This is a genomic window from Haloleucobacter ellipsoideus (genome assembly GCF_052491725.1).
On record NZ_JBQWAR010000011.1, the window covers coordinates 31,504 to 52,352 of the forward strand.

General features: G+C 62.1%; 20 protein-coding genes. 9 read left to right on the forward strand and 11 right to left on the reverse strand.

Going from position 1 to position 20,849, the window contains the following annotated elements; translation table 11 throughout:
• The first annotated feature begins 92 nt into the window (after window positions 1–92).
• From ACT6QG_RS01340 to recO, 7 genes are all read left to right on the forward strand, one after another.
• Window positions 93–2,315 (forward strand): RelA/SpoT family protein, encoded by a 2,223-nt coding sequence (locus ACT6QG_RS01340; RefSeq protein WP_444975802.1) that lies wholly within the window; start codon window positions 93–95, stop codon window positions 2,313–2,315.
• Between the two features lie 45 nt (window positions 2,316–2,360).
• Window positions 2,361–3,134 (forward strand): pyridoxine 5'-phosphate synthase, encoded by a 774-nt coding sequence (locus ACT6QG_RS01345; protein WP_444975803.1) that lies wholly within the window; start codon window positions 2,361–2,363, stop codon window positions 3,132–3,134.
• Window positions 3,131–3,532 carry a holo-ACP synthase gene (gene acpS / locus ACT6QG_RS01350; RefSeq protein WP_444975804.1) on the forward strand — a complete coding sequence of 134 codons (402 nt, stop codon included), beginning with the start codon at window positions 3,131–3,133 and terminating at the stop codon, window positions 3,530–3,532. Before ACT6QG_RS01345 ends, acpS begins: the two co-directional genes overlap by 4 nt.
• 151 nt (window positions 3,533–3,683) lie before the next feature.
• Window positions 3,684–4,439, forward strand: a complete 756-nt coding sequence (lepB, locus tag ACT6QG_RS01355; RefSeq protein WP_444975805.1) for a signal peptidase I — start codon at window positions 3,684–3,686, stop codon at window positions 4,437–4,439.
• Window positions 4,409–5,146 carry a ribonuclease III gene (gene rnc / locus ACT6QG_RS01360; RefSeq protein WP_444975806.1) on the forward strand — a complete coding sequence of 246 codons (738 nt, stop codon included), beginning with the start codon at window positions 4,409–4,411 and terminating at the stop codon, window positions 5,144–5,146. Before lepB ends, rnc begins: the two co-directional genes overlap by 31 nt.
• Before the next feature lie 182 nt (window positions 5,147–5,328).
• Complete coding sequence (gene era / locus ACT6QG_RS01365) at window positions 5,329–6,270, forward strand: GTPase Era (protein ID WP_444975879.1); 942 nt, start codon at window positions 5,329–5,331, stop codon at window positions 6,268–6,270.
• A 35-nt stretch (window positions 6,271–6,305) separates the two neighbouring features.
• Window positions 6,306–7,070 (forward strand): DNA repair protein RecO, encoded by a 765-nt coding sequence (gene recO, locus ACT6QG_RS01370; protein ID WP_444975807.1) that lies wholly within the window; start codon window positions 6,306–6,308, stop codon window positions 7,068–7,070.
• Here recO and ACT6QG_RS01375 read toward each other — a convergent pair.
• Window positions 7,059–8,072, reverse strand: a complete 1,014-nt coding sequence (locus ACT6QG_RS01375; RefSeq protein ID WP_444975808.1) for a hypothetical protein — start codon at window positions 8,070–8,072, stop codon at window positions 7,059–7,061. The two genes, recO and ACT6QG_RS01375, sit on opposite strands and share 12 nt — an antisense overlap.
• Window positions 8,073–8,173: 101 nt before the next feature.
• Window positions 8,174–8,626: a preQ(1) synthase gene (queF, locus tag ACT6QG_RS01380; RefSeq protein ID WP_444975809.1), complete on the reverse strand. Its 453-nt coding sequence runs from the start codon at window positions 8,624–8,626 to the stop codon at window positions 8,174–8,176.
• A gap of 259 nt (window positions 8,627–8,885) precedes the next feature.
• Between queF and eno the strand changes: the two genes are divergently transcribed.
• Complete coding sequence (gene eno, locus ACT6QG_RS01385) at window positions 8,886–10,169, forward strand: phosphopyruvate hydratase (protein ID WP_444975810.1); 1,284 nt, start codon at window positions 8,886–8,888, stop codon at window positions 10,167–10,169.
• Window positions 10,170–10,255: 86 nt separating this feature from the next.
• On the opposite strand, the gene ACT6QG_RS01390 is transcribed toward eno, so the two are convergent.
• The 7 genes from ACT6QG_RS01390 to topA form a co-directional block, all read right to left on the reverse strand.
• Complete coding sequence (locus tag ACT6QG_RS01390) at window positions 10,256–10,936, reverse strand: MarC family protein (RefSeq protein ID WP_444975811.1); 681 nt, start codon at window positions 10,934–10,936, stop codon at window positions 10,256–10,258.
• Window positions 10,937–11,069: 133 nt separating this feature from the next.
• Window positions 11,070–11,831, reverse strand: coding sequence for an arginyltransferase (locus tag ACT6QG_RS01395; protein WP_444975880.1), 762 nt, complete (start codon window positions 11,829–11,831; stop codon window positions 11,070–11,072).
• Between the two features lie 73 nt (window positions 11,832–11,904).
• Entirely contained in the window at window positions 11,905–12,450 is a 546-nt protein-coding gene (locus ACT6QG_RS01400; RefSeq protein ID WP_444975812.1) for an RDD family protein, read from the reverse strand.
• A gap of 92 nt (window positions 12,451–12,542) precedes the next feature.
• The gene (locus ACT6QG_RS01405) at window positions 12,543–13,790 is read right to left on the reverse strand and encodes a threonine ammonia-lyase (RefSeq protein WP_444975813.1); all 1,248 of its coding nucleotides are present in this window, start codon (window positions 13,788–13,790) and stop codon (window positions 12,543–12,545) included.
• A 33-nt stretch (window positions 13,791–13,823) separates the two neighbouring features.
• Window positions 13,824–14,861: a porphobilinogen synthase gene (gene hemB, locus ACT6QG_RS01410; RefSeq protein ID WP_444975814.1), complete on the reverse strand. Its 1,038-nt coding sequence runs from the start codon at window positions 14,859–14,861 to the stop codon at window positions 13,824–13,826.
• 233 nt (window positions 14,862–15,094) lie between these two features.
• Window positions 15,095–15,535 (reverse strand): hypothetical protein, encoded by a 441-nt coding sequence (locus ACT6QG_RS01415; RefSeq protein ID WP_444975815.1) that lies wholly within the window; start codon window positions 15,533–15,535, stop codon window positions 15,095–15,097.
• Window positions 15,536–15,713: 178 nt separating this feature from the next.
• Window positions 15,714–18,452 (reverse strand): type I DNA topoisomerase, encoded by a 2,739-nt coding sequence (gene topA / locus ACT6QG_RS01420; RefSeq protein WP_444975816.1) that lies wholly within the window; start codon window positions 18,450–18,452, stop codon window positions 15,714–15,716.
• A gap of 343 nt (window positions 18,453–18,795) precedes the next feature.
• Between topA and ACT6QG_RS01425 the strand changes: the two genes are divergently transcribed.
• A complete protein-coding gene (locus ACT6QG_RS01425; protein WP_444975817.1) occupies window positions 18,796–19,011 on the forward strand; it encodes a hypothetical protein in 216 nt (71 codons plus the stop codon).
• 21 nt (window positions 19,012–19,032) lie between these two features.
• On the opposite strand, the gene dprA is transcribed toward ACT6QG_RS01425, so the two are convergent.
• A complete protein-coding gene (dprA, locus tag ACT6QG_RS01430) occupies window positions 19,033–20,190 on the reverse strand; it encodes a DNA-processing protein DprA (RefSeq protein ID WP_444975818.1) in 1,158 nt (385 codons plus the stop codon).
• Between the two features lie 26 nt (window positions 20,191–20,216).
• Window positions 20,217–20,825, reverse strand: a complete 609-nt coding sequence (gene plsY, locus ACT6QG_RS01435; protein ID WP_444975819.1) for a glycerol-3-phosphate 1-O-acyltransferase PlsY — start codon at window positions 20,823–20,825, stop codon at window positions 20,217–20,219.
• Between the last annotated feature and the right edge of the window lie 24 nt (window positions 20,826–20,849).

Genomic DNA, 20,849 nt, shown 5'->3' on the forward strand with positions numbered 1-20,849 from the left:
CCTTGCGCCCCACCTGTTTTTCGATGATATTTCAATGAACAAGAAGGATGGAGCACACACGCTCCACCGTGCTGTGACGGATCGTTCCCGGCATGATGCGCCAATACGAACTCGTCGAGCGCGTTCGACGATATAACCCGAACACCGACGAGGCGCTGCTGGACCGCGCCTATGTCTACGCCATGATGGCGCACGGCAATCAGGTGCGCGCATCAGGGGATCCCTATTTTTCCCATCCGCTGGAAGTCGCCGCGATCCTGACCGACCTGAAGCTGGATGATGCGACCATTGTCGCCGCGCTTCTGCATGACACGATCGAGGATACGGACGCCACCAGGGCCGAGATCGAGCGCCTGTTCGGGGCGCAGATCGCCACGCTGGTGGAGGGCCTGACCAAGATCAAGAAGCTCGATCTGGTGTCCAAGCAGGCCAAGCAGGCGGAAAACCTGCGCAAGCTGCTGCTGGCCATTGCCGATGATGTGCGCGTGCTGCTGGTGAAGCTGGCGGACAGGCTGCACAATATGCGCACCCTGAAATGGGTGCCGCCGGAAAAGCGCAGCCGCATCGCGCAGGAAACGCTGGATATCTACTCCCCCCTCGCAGCCCGTATGGGTATGCAGGACATGCGCGAGGAGCTGGAGGATCTCTCCTTCCGCCAGCTTTCGCCGGAGGCGTACCAGTCGATTGCCGATCGCGTCGCCGCGTTGCGCCAGCGCAATGGGCCGCTGGTGGAGGATATTGAGCGCGAGGTGGGAGCGGAGTTGTCCGTGCGGGATATCCCGGCAGAGGTGAAGGGCCGTGAGAAGCGTCCTTATTCCATCTGGCGCAAGATGGAGCGCAAGGCCATCGGCTTCGAGCAGCTCTCGGATATTTATGGTTTCCGCATCATCGTGAACTCGATTGATGACTGTTATCGCGCCCTGGGGGCCGTGCATACCAAGTGGCCCATCGTGCCCGGGCGCTTCAAGGATTATATCTCCACTCCCAAGCCGAACGATTATCGCTCCCTGCATACAACGCTGATCGGCCCGCGCCGCCAGCGTGTGGAACTGCAGATCCGCACACGGGATATGGACGAGATCGCCGAATATGGTATCGCCGCCCACGCGCTCTACAAGGATGCCTCCGGCGCACCGGGGGCGACCCTTTCCAGCGAGAGCCGCGCCTATGCCTGGCTGCGCAAGACCATCGAGAACCTCTCTCAGGGCCTCTCCCCCGAAGAGTTTCTGGAGCACACCAAGCTTGAGCTGTTTCAGGATCAGGTCTTCTGCTTCACCCCGAAAGGGCGCCTCATCACCCTTCCGCGCAAGGCCACGCCGATCGACTTCGCCTATGCGGTGCACACCGACGTTGGCAATACGGCGGTGGGCTGCAAGATCAACGGCTCCATTGCACCTCTGGTGTCGGAGCTGAAAAGCGGCGATGAGGTGGAAATCATCACCTCCAAGGCGCAGACCCCGCCCGGAGCATGGGAAACCATTGCCGTGACCGGCAAGGCCCGGGCGGCCGTGCGGCGGGCAACGCGGGCGGCCGTGCGCGCCCAATATGCCGGGCTGGGCCGCAAGATCGCGGAGCGGGCCTTTGCGAAGGCGGGCAAGTCCTTCTCGGATGAGGTGATGGCGCGGGCGACCCCGCGGCTGGCCCGTATTGCACCGGAGGATGTCTTCGCCGCCATTGGCCGGGGGGAGATCAAGACGGATGACGTGATCCGCGCCGCCTATCCCGAATGGCTGCCGCCGCGCCCGGAAGACCGGCTGCAAGGAGGGCGGGCCCCCAATGGCGAGGGGTGGTTCGAGCTCAAGCGCGGTCACAATCTCAAGTTCAAGATCCCGGATTCCCCGGATGATCCGAATGAGAATGAGGGCGCACTCCCCATTCGCGGCATCAATACAGACCTGCCGGTGCGTTTTGCCCCGGATGGAGGGGCGGTGCCGGGAGACCGGATTGTGGGCATCCTCTCGCCGGGGGTGGGAATCACGATTTACCCGATCCAGTCCCCGGCGCTCCAGAGCTTCGAGGATGCCCCCGAACACTGGCTGGATGTGCGCTGGGATCTGGACGAGCTGTCTGATGTCCGCTTCCCCGCCCGCATCATCGTCACCGCGCGCAACGAGCCCGGCGCTCTGGCGCAGGTGGCCAGTGCGGTGGGCGACCATGGCGGTAATATCGAGGGGCTGACCATGCGGTCGCGTTCGGCCGATTTTACCGAGATGATGATCGATGTGGAGGTGTTCGACCTGCGTCACCTCACCAGCATCATTTCAGAACTGAAGTCGCGGGAAATGGTCTCGGCCGTTGAACGCGTGAATGGGTGAGCGGACGGCCCCGCGCTGAGGGTTCCCCCGCCTTGGGAGTGACACATGGCACATGAGCGAACGGTGCGGCTTGGGGTCAATATCGACCATGTGGCGACCGTACGAAATGCGCGCGGTGGTGCATTGCCGGACCCGGTGCGCGCGGCTCTTCTGGCGCAGAGCGCCGGGGCGGATGGCATTACCGCCCATCTGCGGGAGGATCGCCGCCATATTCGCGATCGGGACATGGAGCGCCTGAAGGCAGAGCTTCAGGTGCCGCTGAATTTCGAGATGGCGGCAACGGAGGAAATGGTGGCCATTGCGCTGCGTATTCTCCCCCATGCCTGCTGTCTGGTGCCCGAGCGGCGCGAGGAACGGACGACGGAAGGCGGGCTGGATGTGGCCGGGCAGAGCCATGACCTGCGCCCGCGCATTGCCCGGTTGAAAGAATCAGGGATCCGCGTCTCCCTCTTTATCGCGGCCGATGACCGGCAGATCGCCGCAGCCCATGCCCTTGGCGCCGAGGTGGTGGAACTGCATACCGGCGCATGGTGTGATGCGCTGGCGGAAGGCCGGCTTGATGAAGCCGCAGCCGAATTCGAGCGTTTGCGTACAGGCGCGGCGCAGGCCGCCGGACTGGGGCTGGAGGTGCATGGCGGCCACGGGCTCGATTATGCAACCGCCGAGCAGATGGCGATGCTGCCGCAGATTGCCGAGCTCAATATCGGCCACTTCCTGATGGGGGAGGCCATATTTGTGGGCCTTGAAGCGGCCATCGCCACCATGCGCGCCGCCATTGAGCGCGGTCGCGCCCGGCTCGCACAGGAGAATGGCGCATGATTCTGGGAATCGGTTCGGACTTTTCCGATGCGCGGCGCATCGCCCGTTCAATCGAGCGCTATGGCGAGCGGTTTCTGGAGCGTGTCTTTACGCCGGAGGAGCGGGTAAAAGCGGATGCACGCGCCCGACGGGCTGAAACCTATGCCAAGCGCTTCGCCGCAAAGGAGGCCTGCTCCAAGGCGCTGGGAACGGGGCTGAGCCATGGCGTCTTCTGGCGTGACATGGGAGTCGTGAACCTGCCTTCCGGTGCGCCGACCATGAGGCTGACAGGCGGTGCCGCCGAGCGGCTGGCGCAGATGACCCCGCCGGGCCATGATGCGGTGATCCATCTTTCCATAACGGATGAAGGCCCTCTTTGCGCCGCTTATGTCGTGATTTCAGCCATTCCGCGTGCGTAACCCGAAGGGCAGGGCGCAGGGCCGCGTTGCTGTCTGCGCCTGAAGTCTTTATAGGAAGCGATGAGTATGAGGTGGCGCGCATGCGTTCTGCACCTCAGTTTTGGCGCAGTCTCTTGTTTCCTGCGCCATCATCGTGATTTTCGGACCCCGAATGACCGCAAGCAGCGATTCAAAGAAAAAGAACGGCGGTTTCATGGAAACCGTCCAGGTGGTCGTGCAGGCGCTGCTGATTGCGCTCTTGATCCGCACCTTCCTGTTCCAGCCTTTCAACATTCCCTCCGGATCGATGAAGGATACGCTGCTGATCGGCGATTATCTGTTCGTCTCCAAATATACCTATGGCTATTCGCGTTTCTCGCTGCCGCTGTCGCCAGACCTGTTCTCCGGCCGTATCTGGGGTGCGCCGCCGCAGCAGGGCGATGTGGCCGTGTTCAAGCTGCCGCGCGATAATGAGACGGATTATATCAAGCGGGTCATCGGCCTGCCGGGTGACAAGATCCAGATGATTGATGGCTGGCTGCATATCAATGGCCAGCCGGTCAAGCGCGAGCGCCTCTCCGATATCGAGCAGGATGACGGCACCGGCCAGATGGTGAAGGTGAAACGCTGGCGCGAGACGCTGCCGAACGGCGTTTCCTATACCACGCTCGATATGGTCGATAACGGTTTCTACGATAATACGCCTGTCTATGAAGTGCCGCTTGGTCATTACTTCATGATGGGAGATAATCGCGACAATTCGGCCGATAGCCGCGTTCTGAGCCAGGTTGGCTATATTCCGTACGAGAACTTTATCGGCAAGGCGCAGGTCATCTTCTTCTCCATAGACGAGGGTGCCTCTGCCTGGCAGGTATGGAACTGGCCCTGGACCGTGCGATGGGATCGCTTGTTCATGACGGTGAACTGAAGGTGCGTGTCACAGATCTTTCCGTTGTCGAGGAGCGGATCGGCTATCGGTTCAAGGACCGCTCCCATCTGGTGCTGGCGCTCTCGCATATCAGTGCGGTGAAGGGGCCCTCGCCCCGCATCCGCTCCTATCAGAGGCTTGAGTTTCTGGGCGATCATGTGCTCGGTGCCGTGGTCTCCGACATGCTCTATACAGCCTTCCCCAAGGCGGAGGAGGGGGAGCTTTCCCGCCGCCTTGCCGAGCTGGTGCGGGAAGAAGCTTGTGCCGATGTCGCGGCGGATATGGATCTTGGCCCGCATATTCGCCTCGGCTCCGGCGAGGCGCAGTCCGGCACCCATAAGCGCCGAGCGATTCTGGCGGATGTGGCGGAAGCCGTGGTTGCCGCCGTTTTTCTGGATGGAGGCTATGCGGCGGCCAATGAGCTGGTGGAGCGCTTCTGGCGTCCGCGGCTGGAAGCCCCGCGCCGGCCCTTGCGTGATGCCAAGACGGTGCTTCAGGAATGGGCACAGGCGCGCGGCCTTCCGCCTCCTTCCTACCGGGAGGTGGCGCGAAGCGGGCCGGACCATGCTCCGCATTTTACCATGGCTGTGGATTTGCCCGGCCAGATCCCGGCTGAGGCCGATGGCCCATCGAAACAGGCCGCCCAGAAAGCGGCGGCGGCAGCCTTCCTGGTACGGGAAGGTGTGTGGAACGGAACTGAGATATGAGCAAGAAGCCACAGGAAACGGCTGGCGCGAACCCTGATGCCGCGACGCCGCAGACCGGCGCTCCCGGGAGCGAGCTGGAAAAGGACCCCGCCCTGCTGACGGACGAATTGGCAGACGACTTCGACGATGATCTTGATGAAGATCTCGATGAAGATGACTTTGAGGATGAGGATGGGGAGGGGATGGACCCCGCCTCTGTCTTCGCCCCCTCCCAGACCCCGGATGGCCCGACCCGCTGCGGTTTCGTCGCTCTTCTGGGGGCGCCCAATGCTGGCAAGTCCACACTGACCAATGCGCTGGTCGGCACCAAGGTTTCGATCGTCTCCCACAAGGTGCAGACGACCCGCGCGATCATGCGCGGCATTGTGATGGATGGGCCGGCGCAGGTGATCCTCGTCGACACCCCCGGCATTTTCGCACCCAAGCGCCGGCTCGAGCGGGCGATGGTGACAAGCGCATGGACCCATGCCGCCGATGCCGATGTTCTGGCGCTGCTGGTGGATGCCAAGCGCGGGCTGGATGCCGATATCGAGGCGCTGCTCAAGCCGCTGGCTGATATTCGCCGCCCACGCGCCCTCATCCTCACCAAGATCGACCTGATCCGCCGCGACAAGCTTCTGGCTCTGGCGGCCAAGATCAATGAGCTCATGCCTTTCGACAAGGTGTTCATGATCTCGGCCCTGACCGGCTCCGGCGTGGATGATGTGCGCAACTGGTTCTCGCAGACCGTGCAGCCCGGCCCCTGGCTCTATCCGGAAGATCAGGTTTCCGATGCGCCCATGCGCACGCTGGCGGCTGAAATCACCCGCGAGAAGATGTTCCTGCGCCTGCATGACGAGCTGCCTTACCGCTCCACCGTGGAGACGGACAGCTGGAAGGAACTGCGGGATGGTTCTGTCCGCATCGAGCAGACCATTTTCGTGGAACGTGACAGCCAGCGCAAAATCGTGCTGGGCAAGGGCGGGCAGGCCATCAAGATGATCTCATCCGAGGCCCGCGCCGAAATCTCGGAGATCATCGAGGCGAAGGTGCATCTGTTCCTGTTCGTCAAGGTGCGCGAGAACTGGGCGGATGACCCGGAACGCTACCGGGAAATGGGGCTGGAGTTTCCGCGCGGCGGATAAGGCCCGTTCAGACAGGATGAGGGTGACGCATCGCCATGGAATGGAGCGATGAAGGCATCGTGATCGGGGTGCGCCGCCATGGCGAGGGCAGTGCCATTGTGGAACTGCTCACCCGCCAGCGGGGGCGTCATCTGGGCATGGTGCGCGGTTCACGTCGTCTTGCGCCCCTTCTTCAGCCGGGCAATACGCTCTCGGCCCATTGGCGGGCGCGGCTGGAAGAGCATATGGGCAATTATACGCTGGAGGCGGTGGCCCTGCGTACAGAGGCGATGATGGGGCTGCCGCATGCCGTTTTCGGCATCACCCATATGAGCCAGCTTCTGCGCCTGTTGCCGGAGCGGGACCCGCAACCGGGCCTTTATCAGGCCTTCAGCGCCATTCTGGATGCCTTTGGCGATGTTGAGGCGGCAGGAATATTGCTGGCGCGCTTTGAATTGGCCGTACTGCGCGAACTCGGTTTCGGACTGGAGCTGGAATGCTGCGCGGCCACAGGCCAGCGTGATGACCTGATCTATGTCTCGCCACGCAGCGGCCGTGCTGTCAGCCGCATGGCAGGGGCACCCTATGCTGACCGCCTGTTTGGCCTGCCGCCCTTTCTGGTTGATACGAGTCGTTCTCCACAAATGATGGATGTGGAGGAGGCATTTCGCCTCACGGGATATTTTCTCTCCAACCGGGTGATGGAGCCGCGCGGGACAAGCTTCTCCGAGGCCCGCTCAAGCTTCATTGCCGCCTGGAAGCGCTGGCGGCAGGTGCAGTCCGCTCCATCCGCCCGCCCCGCCATGCTCTCAGTTCGGTGAAACCAGCTCCGAACGGGCGCGATCATAGCGCCACATGGCGCCCGGCATCAGCCTGAAGCCACCAATCGCCCGTTCTATGCTGTTCTGGCAGGCATGATCGAACTTGCCCCGCAATGCGGCAAGCCCCGCCTCAGTGAGGGAGATTTCCGCACCCGCATAGGCGCGATACGCCATTTCCGCCTGACTTTTCTCACCTTGCTCAAACGCCATGCTGCCACACTCATTGCAGCTGAAGGGCAGGCCGGTGACCAGAGGCTCGTGCGTGAAGGCCAGTCCGTCAAGACGGAGGAAAAAAGGAAGATCGGCAAGAAACTGCGCATCTTCATCCATCGCATTCACGGCGGCAAACACATGCGCCACCTTGCGTGGGCCTTCCAGCAGCTGCTGGAGAATGCGCTCTTCCGTCAGGGAGAGGCCGGAATGCGGGGCCGGCAATTCCGCCAGCAGGCGACGAAAAGCGGGCGCCAGATAGGGCAGGCAGGCATGGGGTGTGGTGGCGAAGCCGGCAAGGGCCGTGGGGGTGGGCGCTGTAAAGGCCTCCCATGCGCTGCGGCCCGTTTCGAGCTGGATCTGGCTGACAGGTTTGCGGCTCTTGCCAAGAGCGCGGATATCGGAAACCTCCAGCAGGCCCAGATAGTCTTGCGCCTGAACCAGAAAGAGTCCCATCCGCTCGGGCTGGTTGGAGAAATAATGCAGAAGCTGGATGAGCTGGAGCTGGTCATAGAGATCATGCTCGAACCAGAGCTCAACCTCGGCATAGGCCGGATGGATGTCCAGCACACCGTCACGCCGGGCGAAATTGGCGCGCACCTCATCCAGCGGCAGGCCCAGCGCCTCGGAAAGAAAGGTCGCGCGAATATCCGAAACCTCATCCAGCACATCACTGGACGGCACGGGGCCGTCATGGAGCATATCCTGCCAGGGCAGGATTTGCCCTGACATGTCCGCTTCCTTCAGGCGTTCAACCGCGACATCCCCGTTGGTGACGATGAGCTTCGGCATATCCCTTGTCTCCAGCAGCATTCCACATTTCCGGGAGTGCGGCTCCAGCCTTCGTCATGGGCTGTTGGCACGAAAGGGCCTGCCTGGGGTGCGAGGCAGACTCAGCCGCGGCCGCGATATGGCGCGACGCCCGTCTCGGGCAGCCAAACGCCTTCGGCCAGCGTACCAGTTTGCCAGAAAACGTCGATGGGAATACCGCCGCGCGGATACCAATAACCTGCAATACGCAGAAAACGCGGCTCCAGCAGGCCCACCAGCCGCTTGCCGATGGCCACGGTGCAATCCTCATGGAAAGCCCCGTGATTGCGGAAGCTGGCGAGATACAGTTTCAGGGACTTGGATTCGACCAGAAACCTGTCCGGCACATAATCGATCACCAGATGCGCGAAATCCGGCTGGCCGGTGACAGGGCACAGGGAGGTGAATTCCGGGCAGGTGAAACGGGCCACATAATCCGTATCGCTATGCGGATTCGGCACCCTGTCCAGCACGGCCTTCTCCGGGGAGTCTGGCATGGGTGAATTGACGCCGAGCTGTAGCGTGCTGTCTGTCATGTCGGGCCTCGGGGAGCTTGCGGGCCGGAAGGAGAAAACGGAAGAGGCCGGCCCGGATGGGGCATAGCCTCCCCGTCCGGCTTCTTCAACCATAATGGAGCCAAATTGCCGCTTTCCCCTTCGCATGCGCTATGGATCGCGCTAGAAGCGAGCAGCCTGCAAAGGCCATGTATCGCACGCTTACAGGATGGCAGGACAGCTTGCGGAATTGTCCGCGCTGCGGCCTCCGCGCCATTGGAAGAACAGGGAAGGACCGTTCATGACCGCCATCGTCGATATTATCGGCCGCGAGATTCTCGACAGCCGCGGCAACCCGACGGTCGAAGTGGATGTGGTGCTGGAAGATGGCTCTCTGGGCCGTGCAGCGGTGCCCTCCGGCGCTTCAACCGGTGCCCATGAGGCTGTTGAACTGCGCGACAATGATGCCGCACGCTATCTCGGCAAGGGTGTCGGCCGGGCGGTCGATGCCGTGAATGATGAGATTTTCGACGCCATTGGCGGCTTCGATGCAGAAGACCAGCCGGCTATCGACAGCGCCCTGATCGCGCTGGATGGCACGGCGAACAAGGGCCGTATCGGCGCGAATGCGATTCTGGGCGTCTCTCTGGCCGTGGCCAAGGCTGCCGCACAGGCATCCGGCCTGCCGCTGTATCGCTATGTGGGCGGCGTGAATGCGCGCGTGCTGCCGGTGCCGATGATGAACATCATCAATGGCGGCGCGCATGCCGATAACCCGATCGACTTCCAGGAATTCATGATCCTGCCCGCGGGTGCTGAAACCTTCTCCGAGGGTCTGCGCTGGGGTGCGGAGATTTTCCACACGCTGAAGAAGTCGCTGCACGCTGCCGGCCACAACACCAATGTGGGCGACGAGGGCGGTTTTGCCCCGAACCTGCCTTCCGCCGATGCCGCTCTGGACTTCGTGATGACCGCCATTGAAAAGGCGGGCTTCAAGCCGGGTGAGGATGTGTATCTGGGCCTTGATTGCGCTTCCACCGAGTTCTTCAAGAATGGCGCCTACCACTATGAGGGTGAGGGCAAGGTGCGCGATATTGATGAGCAGGTTGCCTATCTGGCGGATCTCGTCTCGCGCTACCCCATCGTCACCATTGAAGACGGCATGGGTGAGGATGACTGGGCCGGCTGGAAGAAGCTGACCGACGCGATTGGCAACAAGTGCCAGCTGGTGGGCGATGATCTCTTCGTGACCAATGTGGAGCGTCTGTCCCGCGGCATCCGTGAGGGCGTTGGCAATGCCATTCTCGTGAAGGTGAACCAGATCGGCTCCCTGACTGAGACGCTGGATGCGGTGGAAATGGCCCACGAGGCCGGCTATCGCGCCGTGATGTCCCATCGCTCCGGTGAGACCGAGGATTCGACCATTGCCGACCTCGCGGTGGCGACCAATTGCGGGCAGATCAAGACCGGCTCTCTGGCCCGTGCGGACCGCACTGCGAAATATAACCAGCTTCTGCGTATCGAGCAGGAACTGGGCGATCAGGCCCGTTATGCCGGCAAGGCTGCCCTGAAGGCTCTGGCCTGATCCTCAGCCTTTCAGTCTGGAATGAAAAAACGCCCGGCGAGAGCCGGGCGTTTTGTTTTCAGAGCCAGCCGGTCTGGAGCCACGGATCAGCCCAGATGCTGCTTGGCCACCTGATCGATCAGCTCATGAATGCCGCCCCACAACATCTGCAGGCCGATGGCAAGCAGGATGAAGGCGAACAGACGCACCAGCACATTGGTGCCGGTCTTCCCCAGAACGCGCTCAATGGTGTTCGCTTCCCGGAAGGCGAAATAGATTGTGAGACTCATCGCCAGCAAACCGCAGGCGGCACCACCAAAGGAGATGGCCAGATTGGCCCATGATGCGCCCGGCTGAATGGTGTGGCCGGCCGAAAGGGCGATGGCGGTTGCAATGGAGCCGGGTCCGACAGTGAGGGGCATGGTCAGCGGATAGAAGGCGCTGCCCATGATGTCTTCCTCACGCAGCTCCTTGGCATCTTCCTTCTTGTCCGGGTCGCCGCCCTGATGAAGCAGGTTCCAGCCCAGAGAGGCGACGACCAGCCCGCCCGCAACATTCAGCACAGGGATGGAAACCCCAAAGAACATCAGGATCTGCGCGCCGAACAGCATGGCGCACATCAGGATGGTGAACCCATAGATGGCGATCTTGCGTGCCATCTGCTCCTGAATTTTAGTGGAGCTTCCCCGTACGAAGGAGAGAAAGATGGGAGCACCGCCCAGCGGGTTCACAATGGGAAACAGCGCTGCATAGACGGTTAGAAAAATATGCAGAAATGAGGAGCTCATCCTGTCGGGTCCGTTCACACAATGGAGAAGCGTGACCGATTGCAGGTGCAGACGGCCGGTTGGACCCATAGGGCATGGACAGGAAGTTGAGTTCAAGCATTCAGGGCAGAAAAATGCTTTGAAACAGCAAATTTCAACTGGCGCTATCCACGCGCTCCCAGCCCTGGGGGGAGAGGCGTTCCTGTGGCATGAAGCGCTGCTTGTAATCCATCTTCCGTGAACCCTTCACCCAATAGCCCAGATACACATAGGGCAACTGCATGGAGCGGGCCTTGGCGATGTGATCCAGAATGATATGCGTGCCAAGGGAGCGATGCGGAATGTTAGGGTTGAAGAAGGAATAGACCATGGAAAGGCCATCGCTGAGAATATCCGTCAGCGCCACGGCAAACAGGTCTCCGCGTGCGCGAAGCTGCCCCGGCTCCGCGCCCGGAGGAACGCGCTTGCGATACTCCACCAGATAGGTTTTGACGTGGGTGTCCTCAACCATCATCGCATAATCAAGCGCGCTCATGTCGACCATGCCGCCCGAGCCATGCCGGCTGCTGATATAGGACTGGAACAGGGCATATTGCTCTGATGTCGGGGTGGGCGGGCGGAAGCTTCCCAGCAGATCGGCATTGGCCGAGAGGACACGCCTGAAGCTTCGCCCCTCGCGAAAATCATCGACACAAATGCGCACGGAGATGCACGCCTTGCAGCCCTCACAAGCCGGGCGATAGGCAATGGACTGGCTGCGACGAAACCCGCCCTCGCTGAGCACATCATTCAGGGCACGCGCTTTTTCCCCCACCAGATGGGTGAAAACCTTCCGCTCTTCCCGCCCGGGCAAATAGGGGCAGGGGGAAGGCGCCGTCAGATAGAATTGCGGCGTATCGCGGGGGTGCTCACTCACCTTGTTCCTGTCCTCGTCTCCCTTGGAGGTCATCATCAGGGGCGCGCGGATACGCCCTTCTGTTCACCGTGGCTCAGGGCCGGCGCAACATGGCGGCCCGGCTTTCAGTATTGACCATGACCGTGCCCAGCAGGAAATCATGGGCGAGGCGGCGGCGATCATTGAACAGGGCGACCAGAAGGATGAGGGGGGTGAGCGCGCTCACCGAAACCCAGAAACACACCGCATGCACCGCCCCCAGCACGCTGTAGCAAGGCGCGCCATACCAGGTGCGCAACTCGATATCCATCAGGCGCATGCCAAGGGTCGCCGAGGCGGGGGAGCCGAGGGTGATGGCATAATAAAGAATGGCCCAGACCACGAAAGCCGGCCCCAGCAGCGGAAACAGCATCCATCCGAAGCTGAGCGTGACGATGCCGAAAATGAAGATGAAAATGGCCAGCAGAATGATCGGGCCAATGATCATCAGCGCATCCACAAGGAAGGCCATGATGCGGCGGGAAAGCACGCCCTCGAAATATTCGGGCTGGGTGAGCGGGTCATAGGCATGCGGGCGCACGCCATCCGGATAGCTGCCGTATGGCCGTTCGCGGGATGCTCCATTGGCATCATAGGTCACGCTCAATCCTCCTTTGCCCCATCATGAAAGTAGGTGTTGCAACGCGTGACGCAAGGGCGGGTTCCCGCCCGGGGGCTCAGATGCCGATGATTTTACCAGTCCAGCCCGGCCTCGTTCAACCGCTCCACTTCAAGGCCCAGATCCTTTAGCGCCGCCAGAATCGTATCGGCATGAATACGGTCCCGGGTTTCCACGGTCAGGTCCAGCCTTGCGCCCTTCGCCGGCACATCCAGGAAGGTGCGGCTGTGATGGACATCCAGAATGTTGCCCCCCAGCTGACCCAACACGGTGGAGATGCGGCCGAGCATGCCAGGCCGGTCCAGAATGGTGAATCGGAAGGAGACGATGCGTGATTCCCGCTCCAGCTCCCGCAACAGGATACCAGCCAGAACGCGCTCGTCGATATTTCCGCCGGAGACCACCAGCCCAACCGTTTTCCCGCGAAAATGCTCGGGATGGGCAAGAATGACAGCAAGACCCGCAGCACCGGCCCCTTCGGCCAGCGTCTTCTGGTGCATCAGCAGGGCATTCACGCTGCGCTCCAGCGCGGTTTCACTCGCCAGCATGATGCTGGGAACCAGCTTGCGGACGATTTGTGCTGTCAGGCCACCTGCTGTGGAAACGGCAATTCCCTCTGCCAGAGTTGGCCCGCCACTGGGGCGGGCGACATTGTTGAGGGCATTCCACATGGAAGGATAAAGTTCGGCCTCGGCCCCGATCACCTCGGTTCGGGGAGAAAGCCCGGCAAACGCCAGAGCCATGCCGGAGATGAGGCCGCCACCGCCAATCTGCACCACAACCTGATCGAACTGCGGGCCGTCCTCGATCATCTCAAGGGCAATGGAACCCTGTCCCGCAATCACATCCGGGTCATCATAGGGGTGAACGAAGACGCGGCCTTCAAGATGGGTGATCCGTTCGGCCTCCAGAAAGGCATCCGCGACAGTATCGCCATACAGCACCACCTTGGCCCCATGGGCCTCTGTCGCCATCACCTTCACCTGAGGGGTGGTGACAGGCATGACGATGAGAGTGGAAATGCCGAGGCGGCGGCCATGATAGGCTACAGCCTGCGCATGGTTGCCGGCAGACATGGCGACAACGCCACGCTTTCTTTCCTCCGGGGTCAGGCGTGCGAGCTTGGCCAGGGCGCCGCGCTCCTTGAAGGAGGCGGTGACCTGGAAATTCTCATATTTCACCCAGATATTCGCGCCCGTCAGCGCCGAGAGGCGCGGGGCGGGCAGGGTCGGGGTGCGCAGAATGGCCCCTTCCAGCAGGGCTCGCGCGCCCTCCACATCCGCAAGGGTCAATGGCAGCTCGCCTTTGGCGGCTTGGGTCATGATCGATCCTTGTCGTCGGAGGGCGCGAGAGGTTCAGCGGCCGGAGTTGAGAAGTGCCGCCACGCGGGGGGCGAAATAGGTGAGGATGCCATCGGCGCCCGCACGCTTGAAGGCCGTGAGGCTTTCCAGCATCAGCCGCTCGCCATCCACCCAGCCATTGCGGGCCGCACCCTCGATCATCGCGTATTCGCCGGAGACCTGATAGGCGAAAGTGGGCAGGCCGAAGGTCTCCTTCAGGCGCCAGACAATATCCAGATAGGGCAGGCCGGGCTTCACCATCAGCATGTCCGCGCCTTCATTCACATCCAGCTCGGCTTCACGCAGGGCCTCAAGGCCATTGGCCGGGTCCATCTGATAGGTGCGCTTGTCGCCGGAAAGGGTCTTGGCCGTGCCGATGGCATCGCGGAAGGGGCCATAGAAGGCCGAGGCATATTTCGCGGCGTAGGACATGATCTGCACATCCTGGAAGCCGGCATCGTCCAGCCCGGCACGGATTGCGCCCACGCGGCCATCCATCATGTCCGAGGGGGCGATGACATCGGCACCCGCCTCGGCCTGAACCAGCGCCTGCCGCACCAGAACATCCACCGTTTCATCATTCAGGATGCGCCCGTCCTCCAGCAGACCATCATGGCCATGGCTGGTATAGGGATCGAGGGCGACATCGGTGATCAGGCCGATATCCGGCACTTCCGCCTTTATGGCGCGCAGGGCGCGGCAGATGAGATTGTTCGATTTGAGGGCTTCAGAACCGTCAGGGTCCCGCAGGTTCGGGTCCACATAGGGGAAAAGGGCAAGGGCCGGAATGCCCAGCTTTGCGGCCTGCTCCGCCGAGCGCACCAGCTCATCCACCGTGTGGCGCTCGACGCCCGGCATGGAGGGGATCTCGGTCCGGGTCTTTTCGCCTTCCATCACGAAGACGGGCCAGATCAGGTCATCCACCGTCAGCGTGTTCTCGCGCACCAGCCGTCGCGCCCAGTCATTCTTGCGGTTGCGGCGGGGGCGGTGAACCAGATCAAGCGTAGGGGAAACGCCGGAGCGGGTGGAACGGTCGGACGAAGATAAGGTCATGGCACACTCGAATCGCTAAGGCTGGCGCAATAGGGGCCAGCCCGGCATGAGAGATGCCCTTCATATAACGTGTATGGGGTGGAGGCGAGCCCCATTCCCGGTAAAAATTACCGCGAATGGGGAAATATATTCAGAATTACAACAGGTTGGAATGTTTCCGGCCTTGCCGGGGCCGCCCGGAGACCCTGTCATGTGGCCCCGTGCCGCGCTACCGGCCAGCAATCCAAGAATGCCTATTTTTCAATCCACTTGCCGGGCGTGGCCTCGCCTTCACCGTCATTTGCGGGAGGGTTCAGGCAGGCCGCCTTATGGGTGCCGAACGTGCTGGCGGAGGCACCATAATAGTAAATATTGACAGGCTTGCCATAGATGCCCTGGCACGCGGCCTTGTAATCGGGCGAGCATTTGGCGACGCGCGTGCCGGATATGGTCTGGCAGCTTTCCAGCGCGTCCTTGAGATCTTCTGTGCTCAGGGCGCCGCCATATTCATAGCAGGTCTGCTCTGGCTCACCCTTCATGGATTCAAGGATTTCCTTGCTCATGGGCAGGCCCGCAATCGTTGCCTCCAGAGCCTTTCTTGTATCCAGCATGCAGGAATGCCCCTGCGCCTGCGCGGCAGATGAAAGGCCAACGAGAAGGGCGATGGCCCCAAGAGCACCGAGAGAGATTTTCATGGTGAGCCTTCAGGCCGTGTGAATAAGAGCGTGGAGAAATGCACGACATTGGAGCTCTTCCCGAAGCGGGATGAGGCATGCTCCTGAGGGCTGATACGCCCTGTCCACGAAGGATTGATGAAACACGCGGCCTTTCATGGGCTGCGTGTTTCATCATTTTACAGATGGCTTCAGACCGTCACGACTCCGGGGGCGCGGCCTTCTTCGTGGCGGCCTTTTTTGCCGGAGCCTTCTTTTCCGCGGAGGCGGTGGTCTTTTTGGTCGCGGCCGTCTTGGTTGTGGTTTTGGTGGCCGTTTTCTTGGCCGGGGCCTTTTTGGGCGCGCTCTCGCCATCCTCCGCCGCGGCCTTGGTGCTTGCCTTGGCCTTGGCCGTGCTCTTGGCCGGAGCCTTGCGCGCCTTTGCCGGCGCACTCGCGGCCTTGGCGTCGATGAGCTGCACGGCCTCGTCCAGCGTCAGCGCTTCCGGGTCTGTCGCCTTGGGCAGGGTGGCATTCACCTTGCCATGGTTGACATAGGGGCCGAACCGCCCGGCACGCACGGTGATGGGGCCGCCATGAACCGGGTGATCACCCAAAGTGCGCCCGGGGGCTGCCGCGCCACGTCCGCCGCGGCCCTTGCTGGCCTTCTCGGCAATCAGCACCACCGCCCGGTTGAGACCAAGCGTGAGAACGTCATCCGCGTCCTCAAGATTGGCGTAGGTGCGCCCGTGCTGCACATAAGGACCGTAGCGCCCGATACCCGCAAGAATGGGTGTGCCATCTTCGGGATGCAGGCCGATCTCGCGCGGGAGGGCCAGCAGCTTGAGGGCCGTTTCAAGGTCCACATCCGCCGGAGCCAGCCCCTTGGGCAGGGATGAGCGCTTGGGCTTCTCCTTGTCCTTCGCCTCTCCCAGCTGGAGATAGGCACCGAAGCGGCCAACCCGAACGGTGACCTCCTCGCCCGTCTCCGGATCAGTGCCCAGCACGCGCTTGCCATCACCCTGCGGAGCATCGTCACTGGCGGAAAGCGGCTGGGTGTGGCGGCATTCGGGATAGTTGGAGCAGCCGATGAACGCGCCGAACTTGCCCATCTTCAGGGACAGGCGGCCAGCGCCACAGGTGGGGCACAGACGCGGGTCCGTTCCATCCTCTCGCGGCGGGAAGACATGCGCGGTGAGCATCTCGTCCAGCGCATCCAGAACCTGGGAAACGCGCAGTTCCTTGGTCGCCTCGATGGCGGCGTGAAAATCCTCCCAGAAGGCGCGCAGCACGTCCTTCCAGTCGATCTCGCCGGCGGAGACCTCATCCAGCTTTTCCTCAAGCCCTGCCGTGAAGTCATATTCCACATAGCGCTTGAAGAAGCTGGAGAGAAAGGCGGTGACGAGCCGGCCCTTGTCCTCCGGCACAAGCCGCTTCTTTTCCAGCTTCACATATTCGCGCTCGCGCAGAACGGCGAGAACGGCGGCATAGGTGGAAGGGCGGCCAATACCCAGCTCTTCCATGCGCTTCACAAGGGAGGCTTCCGAATAGCGCGGCGGCGGCTCGGTGAAGTGCTGGGTGGTGGTGATGTCGCGACGGTCGAGCGCCTCATTCGGGCTCATGGCGGGCAGGCGGCGGCCTTCCTCGTCCTCGTCCTCATCATCCTTGCCCTCACGGTAGAGGGTGAGGAAGCCGTCGAACTTCACCACCGTGCCGGTGGCGGTCAGGTCCAGCGTGCGGGGGCCGGCCTTTGCCTCGATATCGGCTGTGGTGCGTTCGAGCAGGGCCGATTCCATCTGGCTGGCGACGGTGCGGATCCAGATCAGCTCATAGAGCCGGGCCTGCTCGGCATCCAGATGCCGGGCCATGTCACGCGGATGGCGGTTGGGGTCCGTGGGGCGAATGGCTTCATGCGCTTCCTGCGCATTCTTGGCCTTCACGGAATATTTGCGCGGCACGCCCGGCAGATAACGCTCGCCAAACTGCTTGGAAATGGCGCCGCGCGTGGCGGCGATGGCTTCAGGAGCCATGTCGACGCCATCGGTTCGCATATAGGTGATGAGGCCGACAGTCTCGCCACCCAGATCAATGCCCTCATACAGTCTTTGGGCGATCTGCATGGTGCGGGCCGGGGCAAGGCCCAGCTTGCGGCTGGCTTCCTGCTGAAGGGTGGAGGTGGTGAAGGGCGGTTGCGGATGGCGCTTGACCGGCTTTGCCTCGATGCCGCGCACGCGGAAGCTGGCGCTTTCCAGCGCGGCCCGGAAGGCCGCGGCCTCCTCACCATTGCCCACGGTGAGGCGGGTGATCTTCTTGCCATCGGCGCCGGAAAGCCGGGCCTCGAACTCCTCGGCGCGCGGTGTCGCCAGCCGGGCGACAATGGACCAGTATTCGCGCGCAACGAAGTTCTCGATCTCGCTCTCCCGGTCACAGACCAGACGCAGCGCCACGGATTGCACGCGCCCGGCCGAACGCGCGCCCGGCAGCTTGCGCCACAGAACGGGGGAAAGATTGAAGCCGACCAGATAGTCCAGCGCACGACGGGCCAGATAGGCATCCACCAGCGAGACGTCGATATCGCGCGGGGCCTTCATCGCGTCGAGCACGGCCTGCTTGGTGATGGCATTGAACACCACCCGCGAGACCTTCTGGTCCTTGAGCGCCTTTTTCTGACGCATCACTTCCAGCACGTGCCAGGAAATCGCCTCACCCTCGCGATCCGGGTCGGTGGCGAGGATCAGGCCATCGGAGCCCTTCACGGCGCTGGCGATTTCGCTGAGACGCTTCTGCGCCTTGGGGTCCACCTCCCAAAGCATGCGGAAGTCCGCGTCCGGATCGACCGATCCATCCTTGGAGGGCAGGTCCCGCACATGGCCATAGGAGGCGATGACCTCATAGCCCGGACCCAGATACTTGTTGATCGTCTTCGCTTTAGCCGGCGATTCGACGATGACGACCTGCATAGCGTCTCTGTCTCTTCATAGACCCTGCCGCGGCACGGTCTGTTTTCATGAACGCCCCGCTCCATCGCCAGCCTGTCAGCCCAGCGGCGACAAGACCTTCATGCTCTTCCAGCGAGGGGTTCTCCGGTGATGGAGACTCTTCAAAGGAGTGAGCCAAGGCTCCGGCTTGGGTTTCGAAGGGCCGGGGCAACATGGTCAGGCGCGCCGCGCCTGTCAAATGAGATCTCACCGGAGGACCGGCGGGGGTTCCTAGATTATACAACCTTTGGTATGTTTCATAATGAATGACAACCTATAAGAAGTTAGCTTGTTATCCATCAGTTGTAGCCGACAGGATCGTTCCATGGAAAAAATCCCGACGCCCCAGCCTTCGGACGATCCCGCTGCCTTTGCCTCTTATGTGGCATCGATCAGCGGTGAGCTTGCGCGGCTGTCTCGCGAAAACGGACTGCCAACTCTGGCCTATATCCTTGAGATGGCGCGCCTTGAAGCGCGAAACATGTCTTTGAAAGAGTCTGAAACCGTTCAGCAGGCACAGCGCTCTGCCATGCATGGATAAGTACAATCTGACGAGGCCGGGTCAGACCAGGGCGACAAGTCCGGTCCCCGGCCTGTCCAGTCGCCCGGCAAGATCGAGTTCCAGCAGAAGGGCCTGAACCTCTGCTGCCGTGCATTCAGCATGACGAACAAGATCATCGATCGCAATGGGCGTGGGGCCAAGAAGGGCATTGACCCTTGCCCGCACATCCTCCGCCGGTGAGCCCGGAGGCGATATGGAATGCGACTCTTCCGCAAGGAACATGTCCGCCTGTCGCGGCATGGGGGCAGGGCTCCCGGACCGCGAAAACCCTCGCATGTCCACCATCGGGTTCAGCACTTCGAGAATATCCTGCGCCTCGCACACAAGGGTTGCGCCCTGCTTGATGAGTCGGTTTCCTCCGGCTGCGCGTGGATCGAGGGGGGAGCCGGGGACCGCGAAAACCTCACGCCCCTGTTCCGCAGCCAGCCGCGCCGTGATCAGTGAGCCGGAGCGCAGGGCGGCCTCCACGACAACCACCCCGTAGGACATGCCGGATACGAGCCGGTTGCGCCGCGGAAAATCCCGTGCACGCGGTTCCCACTTCACCGGCATTTCCGAAACCAGAACGCCGGACTGGGTAATTTTCTCCATCAGCCGGATATTTTCGGCCGGATAGGGTCTGGCCAGTCCCCCGGCGAAAACCCCAACCGTGCCAGAGGACAGGCTTGCCTCATGCGCAACGGTATCGATCCCGCGCGCAAGGCCGGAGACAACACACCATCCGGCTGCTCCCAGATCCCGCGCCAGATGGCCTGTCATGGTGCGACCCGCGGCCGAGGCGTTGCGTGAGCCGACAAGCGCAATCATGGGTGCGCGCAGCATCTCCTTGCGGCCACGCACGGCCAGCAGGGGCGGGGCATCATCCAGCATGCCCAGCGGCAGGGGATAATCCGCCTCTCCAAGCGCCACGAGGGAGGCATTCATGGCCTCCAGGGCGGAGAGTTCGTCTTCAATCTCTGCGCGGGTGGGGCTGCGGGGCGGCAGCAGTCGTCCACCTCGTCGCGAAAGGGTCGGTAGCGCCTCAAGCGCGGCTGCGGCATTGCCAAATTGATGGATCAGCGCACGGAATGTGCGTGGGCCGACATTCTCCGTGCGGATCAGGCGCAGCCAGTCCACGCGCTGGGCCGGGGTGAGAAGGATGTGCGGGGAGGTTTGCACCTCGGCCCCCTCAGGCGTGGATGACTTCACCCTTTCGCGCCGATCTTGCCTTCAGTGCCATTCAGCAGGCGACGAATATTCTGGTGGTGCTTGGCCCACAGCAGCGCGGTGAGGAACAGCAGGAGCAGCATGATGTCCGTCTCGCCGCGCAGCCCCACTATGATGACCGTGACAACAGAGGCCACCAGCGCGGAAAGGGAGGAATAGCGGGTGAGGAAGGCCACGAGAAGCCATGCAATGGCGAAGGCTACCGCCCCCTGCCAGACCAGCCCGAGTGTCACGCCCAGAAATGTGGCGACACCTTTCCCGCCCCGGAAATTGAGCCACACCGGAAAAATATGCCCGACAAAGGCGCCAAGCCCGGCGGCTATTCCCCCCGCCTGACCAAAGACCGAGAGGGCGACCAGCACGGCAACCGTGCCCTTCAGGGCATCGCCCAGCAGGGTTGCCGCGGCCAGATCCTTCCGGCCCGTGCGCAACACATTGGTTGCGCCGATATTGCCGGAGCCGATACCCCGGATATCTGCCGTCCCGGCCGAGCGGGTCAGAAGCAGGCCGAATGGGATGGAGCCCAGCAGATAGCCGAATACCAGCGCGAGCGGCCAAATCAGCAAGGGCGAGAGATCAGCAAGCATGAGTGTCCTTCACCCCCTGAAAGG

What these genes read in the sequence shown, in the direction of transcription:
- ACT6QG_RS01340 (WP_444975802.1), top strand. Translation starts at nt 93, where the DNA reads ATGATGCGCCAATACGAACTCGTCGAGCGCGTTCGACGATATAACCCG.
- ACT6QG_RS01345 (WP_444975803.1), top strand. Translation starts at nt 2,361, where the DNA reads ATGGCACATGAGCGAACGGTGCGGCTTGGGGTCAATATCGACCATGTG.
- acpS (WP_444975804.1), top strand. Translation starts at nt 3,131, where the DNA reads ATGATTCTGGGAATCGGTTCGGACTTTTCCGATGCGCGGCGCATCGCC.
- lepB (WP_444975805.1), top strand. Translation starts at nt 3,684, where the DNA reads ATGACCGCAAGCAGCGATTCAAAGAAAAAGAACGGCGGTTTCATGGAA.
- rnc (WP_444975806.1), top strand. Translation starts at nt 4,409, where the DNA reads ATGGGATCGCTTGTTCATGACGGTGAACTGAAGGTGCGTGTCACAGAT.
- era (WP_444975879.1), top strand. Translation starts at nt 5,329, where the DNA reads ATGGACCCCGCCTCTGTCTTCGCCCCCTCCCAGACCCCGGATGGCCCG.
- recO (WP_444975807.1), top strand. Translation starts at nt 6,306, where the DNA reads ATGGAATGGAGCGATGAAGGCATCGTGATCGGGGTGCGCCGCCATGGC.
- ACT6QG_RS01375 (WP_444975808.1), bottom strand. Translation starts at nt 8,072, where the DNA reads ATGCCGAAGCTCATCGTCACCAACGGGGATGTCGCGGTTGAACGCCTG.
- queF (WP_444975809.1), bottom strand. Translation starts at nt 8,626, where the DNA reads ATGACAGACAGCACGCTACAGCTCGGCGTCAATTCACCCATGCCAGAC.
- eno (WP_444975810.1), top strand. Translation starts at nt 8,886, where the DNA reads ATGACCGCCATCGTCGATATTATCGGCCGCGAGATTCTCGACAGCCGC.
- ACT6QG_RS01390 (WP_444975811.1), bottom strand. Translation starts at nt 10,936, where the DNA reads ATGAGCTCCTCATTTCTGCATATTTTTCTAACCGTCTATGCAGCGCTG.
- ACT6QG_RS01405 (WP_444975813.1), bottom strand. Translation starts at nt 13,790, where the DNA reads ATGACCCAAGCCGCCAAAGGCGAGCTGCCATTGACCCTTGCGGATGTG.
- hemB (WP_444975814.1), bottom strand. Translation starts at nt 14,861, where the DNA reads ATGACCTTATCTTCGTCCGACCGTTCCACCCGCTCCGGCGTTTCCCCT.
- ACT6QG_RS01415 (WP_444975815.1), bottom strand. Translation starts at nt 15,535, where the DNA reads ATGAAAATCTCTCTCGGTGCTCTTGGGGCCATCGCCCTTCTCGTTGGC.
- topA (WP_444975816.1), bottom strand. Translation starts at nt 18,452, where the DNA reads ATGCAGGTCGTCATCGTCGAATCGCCGGCTAAAGCGAAGACGATCAAC.
- ACT6QG_RS01425 (WP_444975817.1), top strand. Translation starts at nt 18,796, where the DNA reads ATGGAAAAAATCCCGACGCCCCAGCCTTCGGACGATCCCGCTGCCTTT.
- plsY (WP_444975819.1), bottom strand. Translation starts at nt 20,825, where the DNA reads ATGCTTGCTGATCTCTCGCCCTTGCTGATTTGGCCGCTCGCGCTGGTA.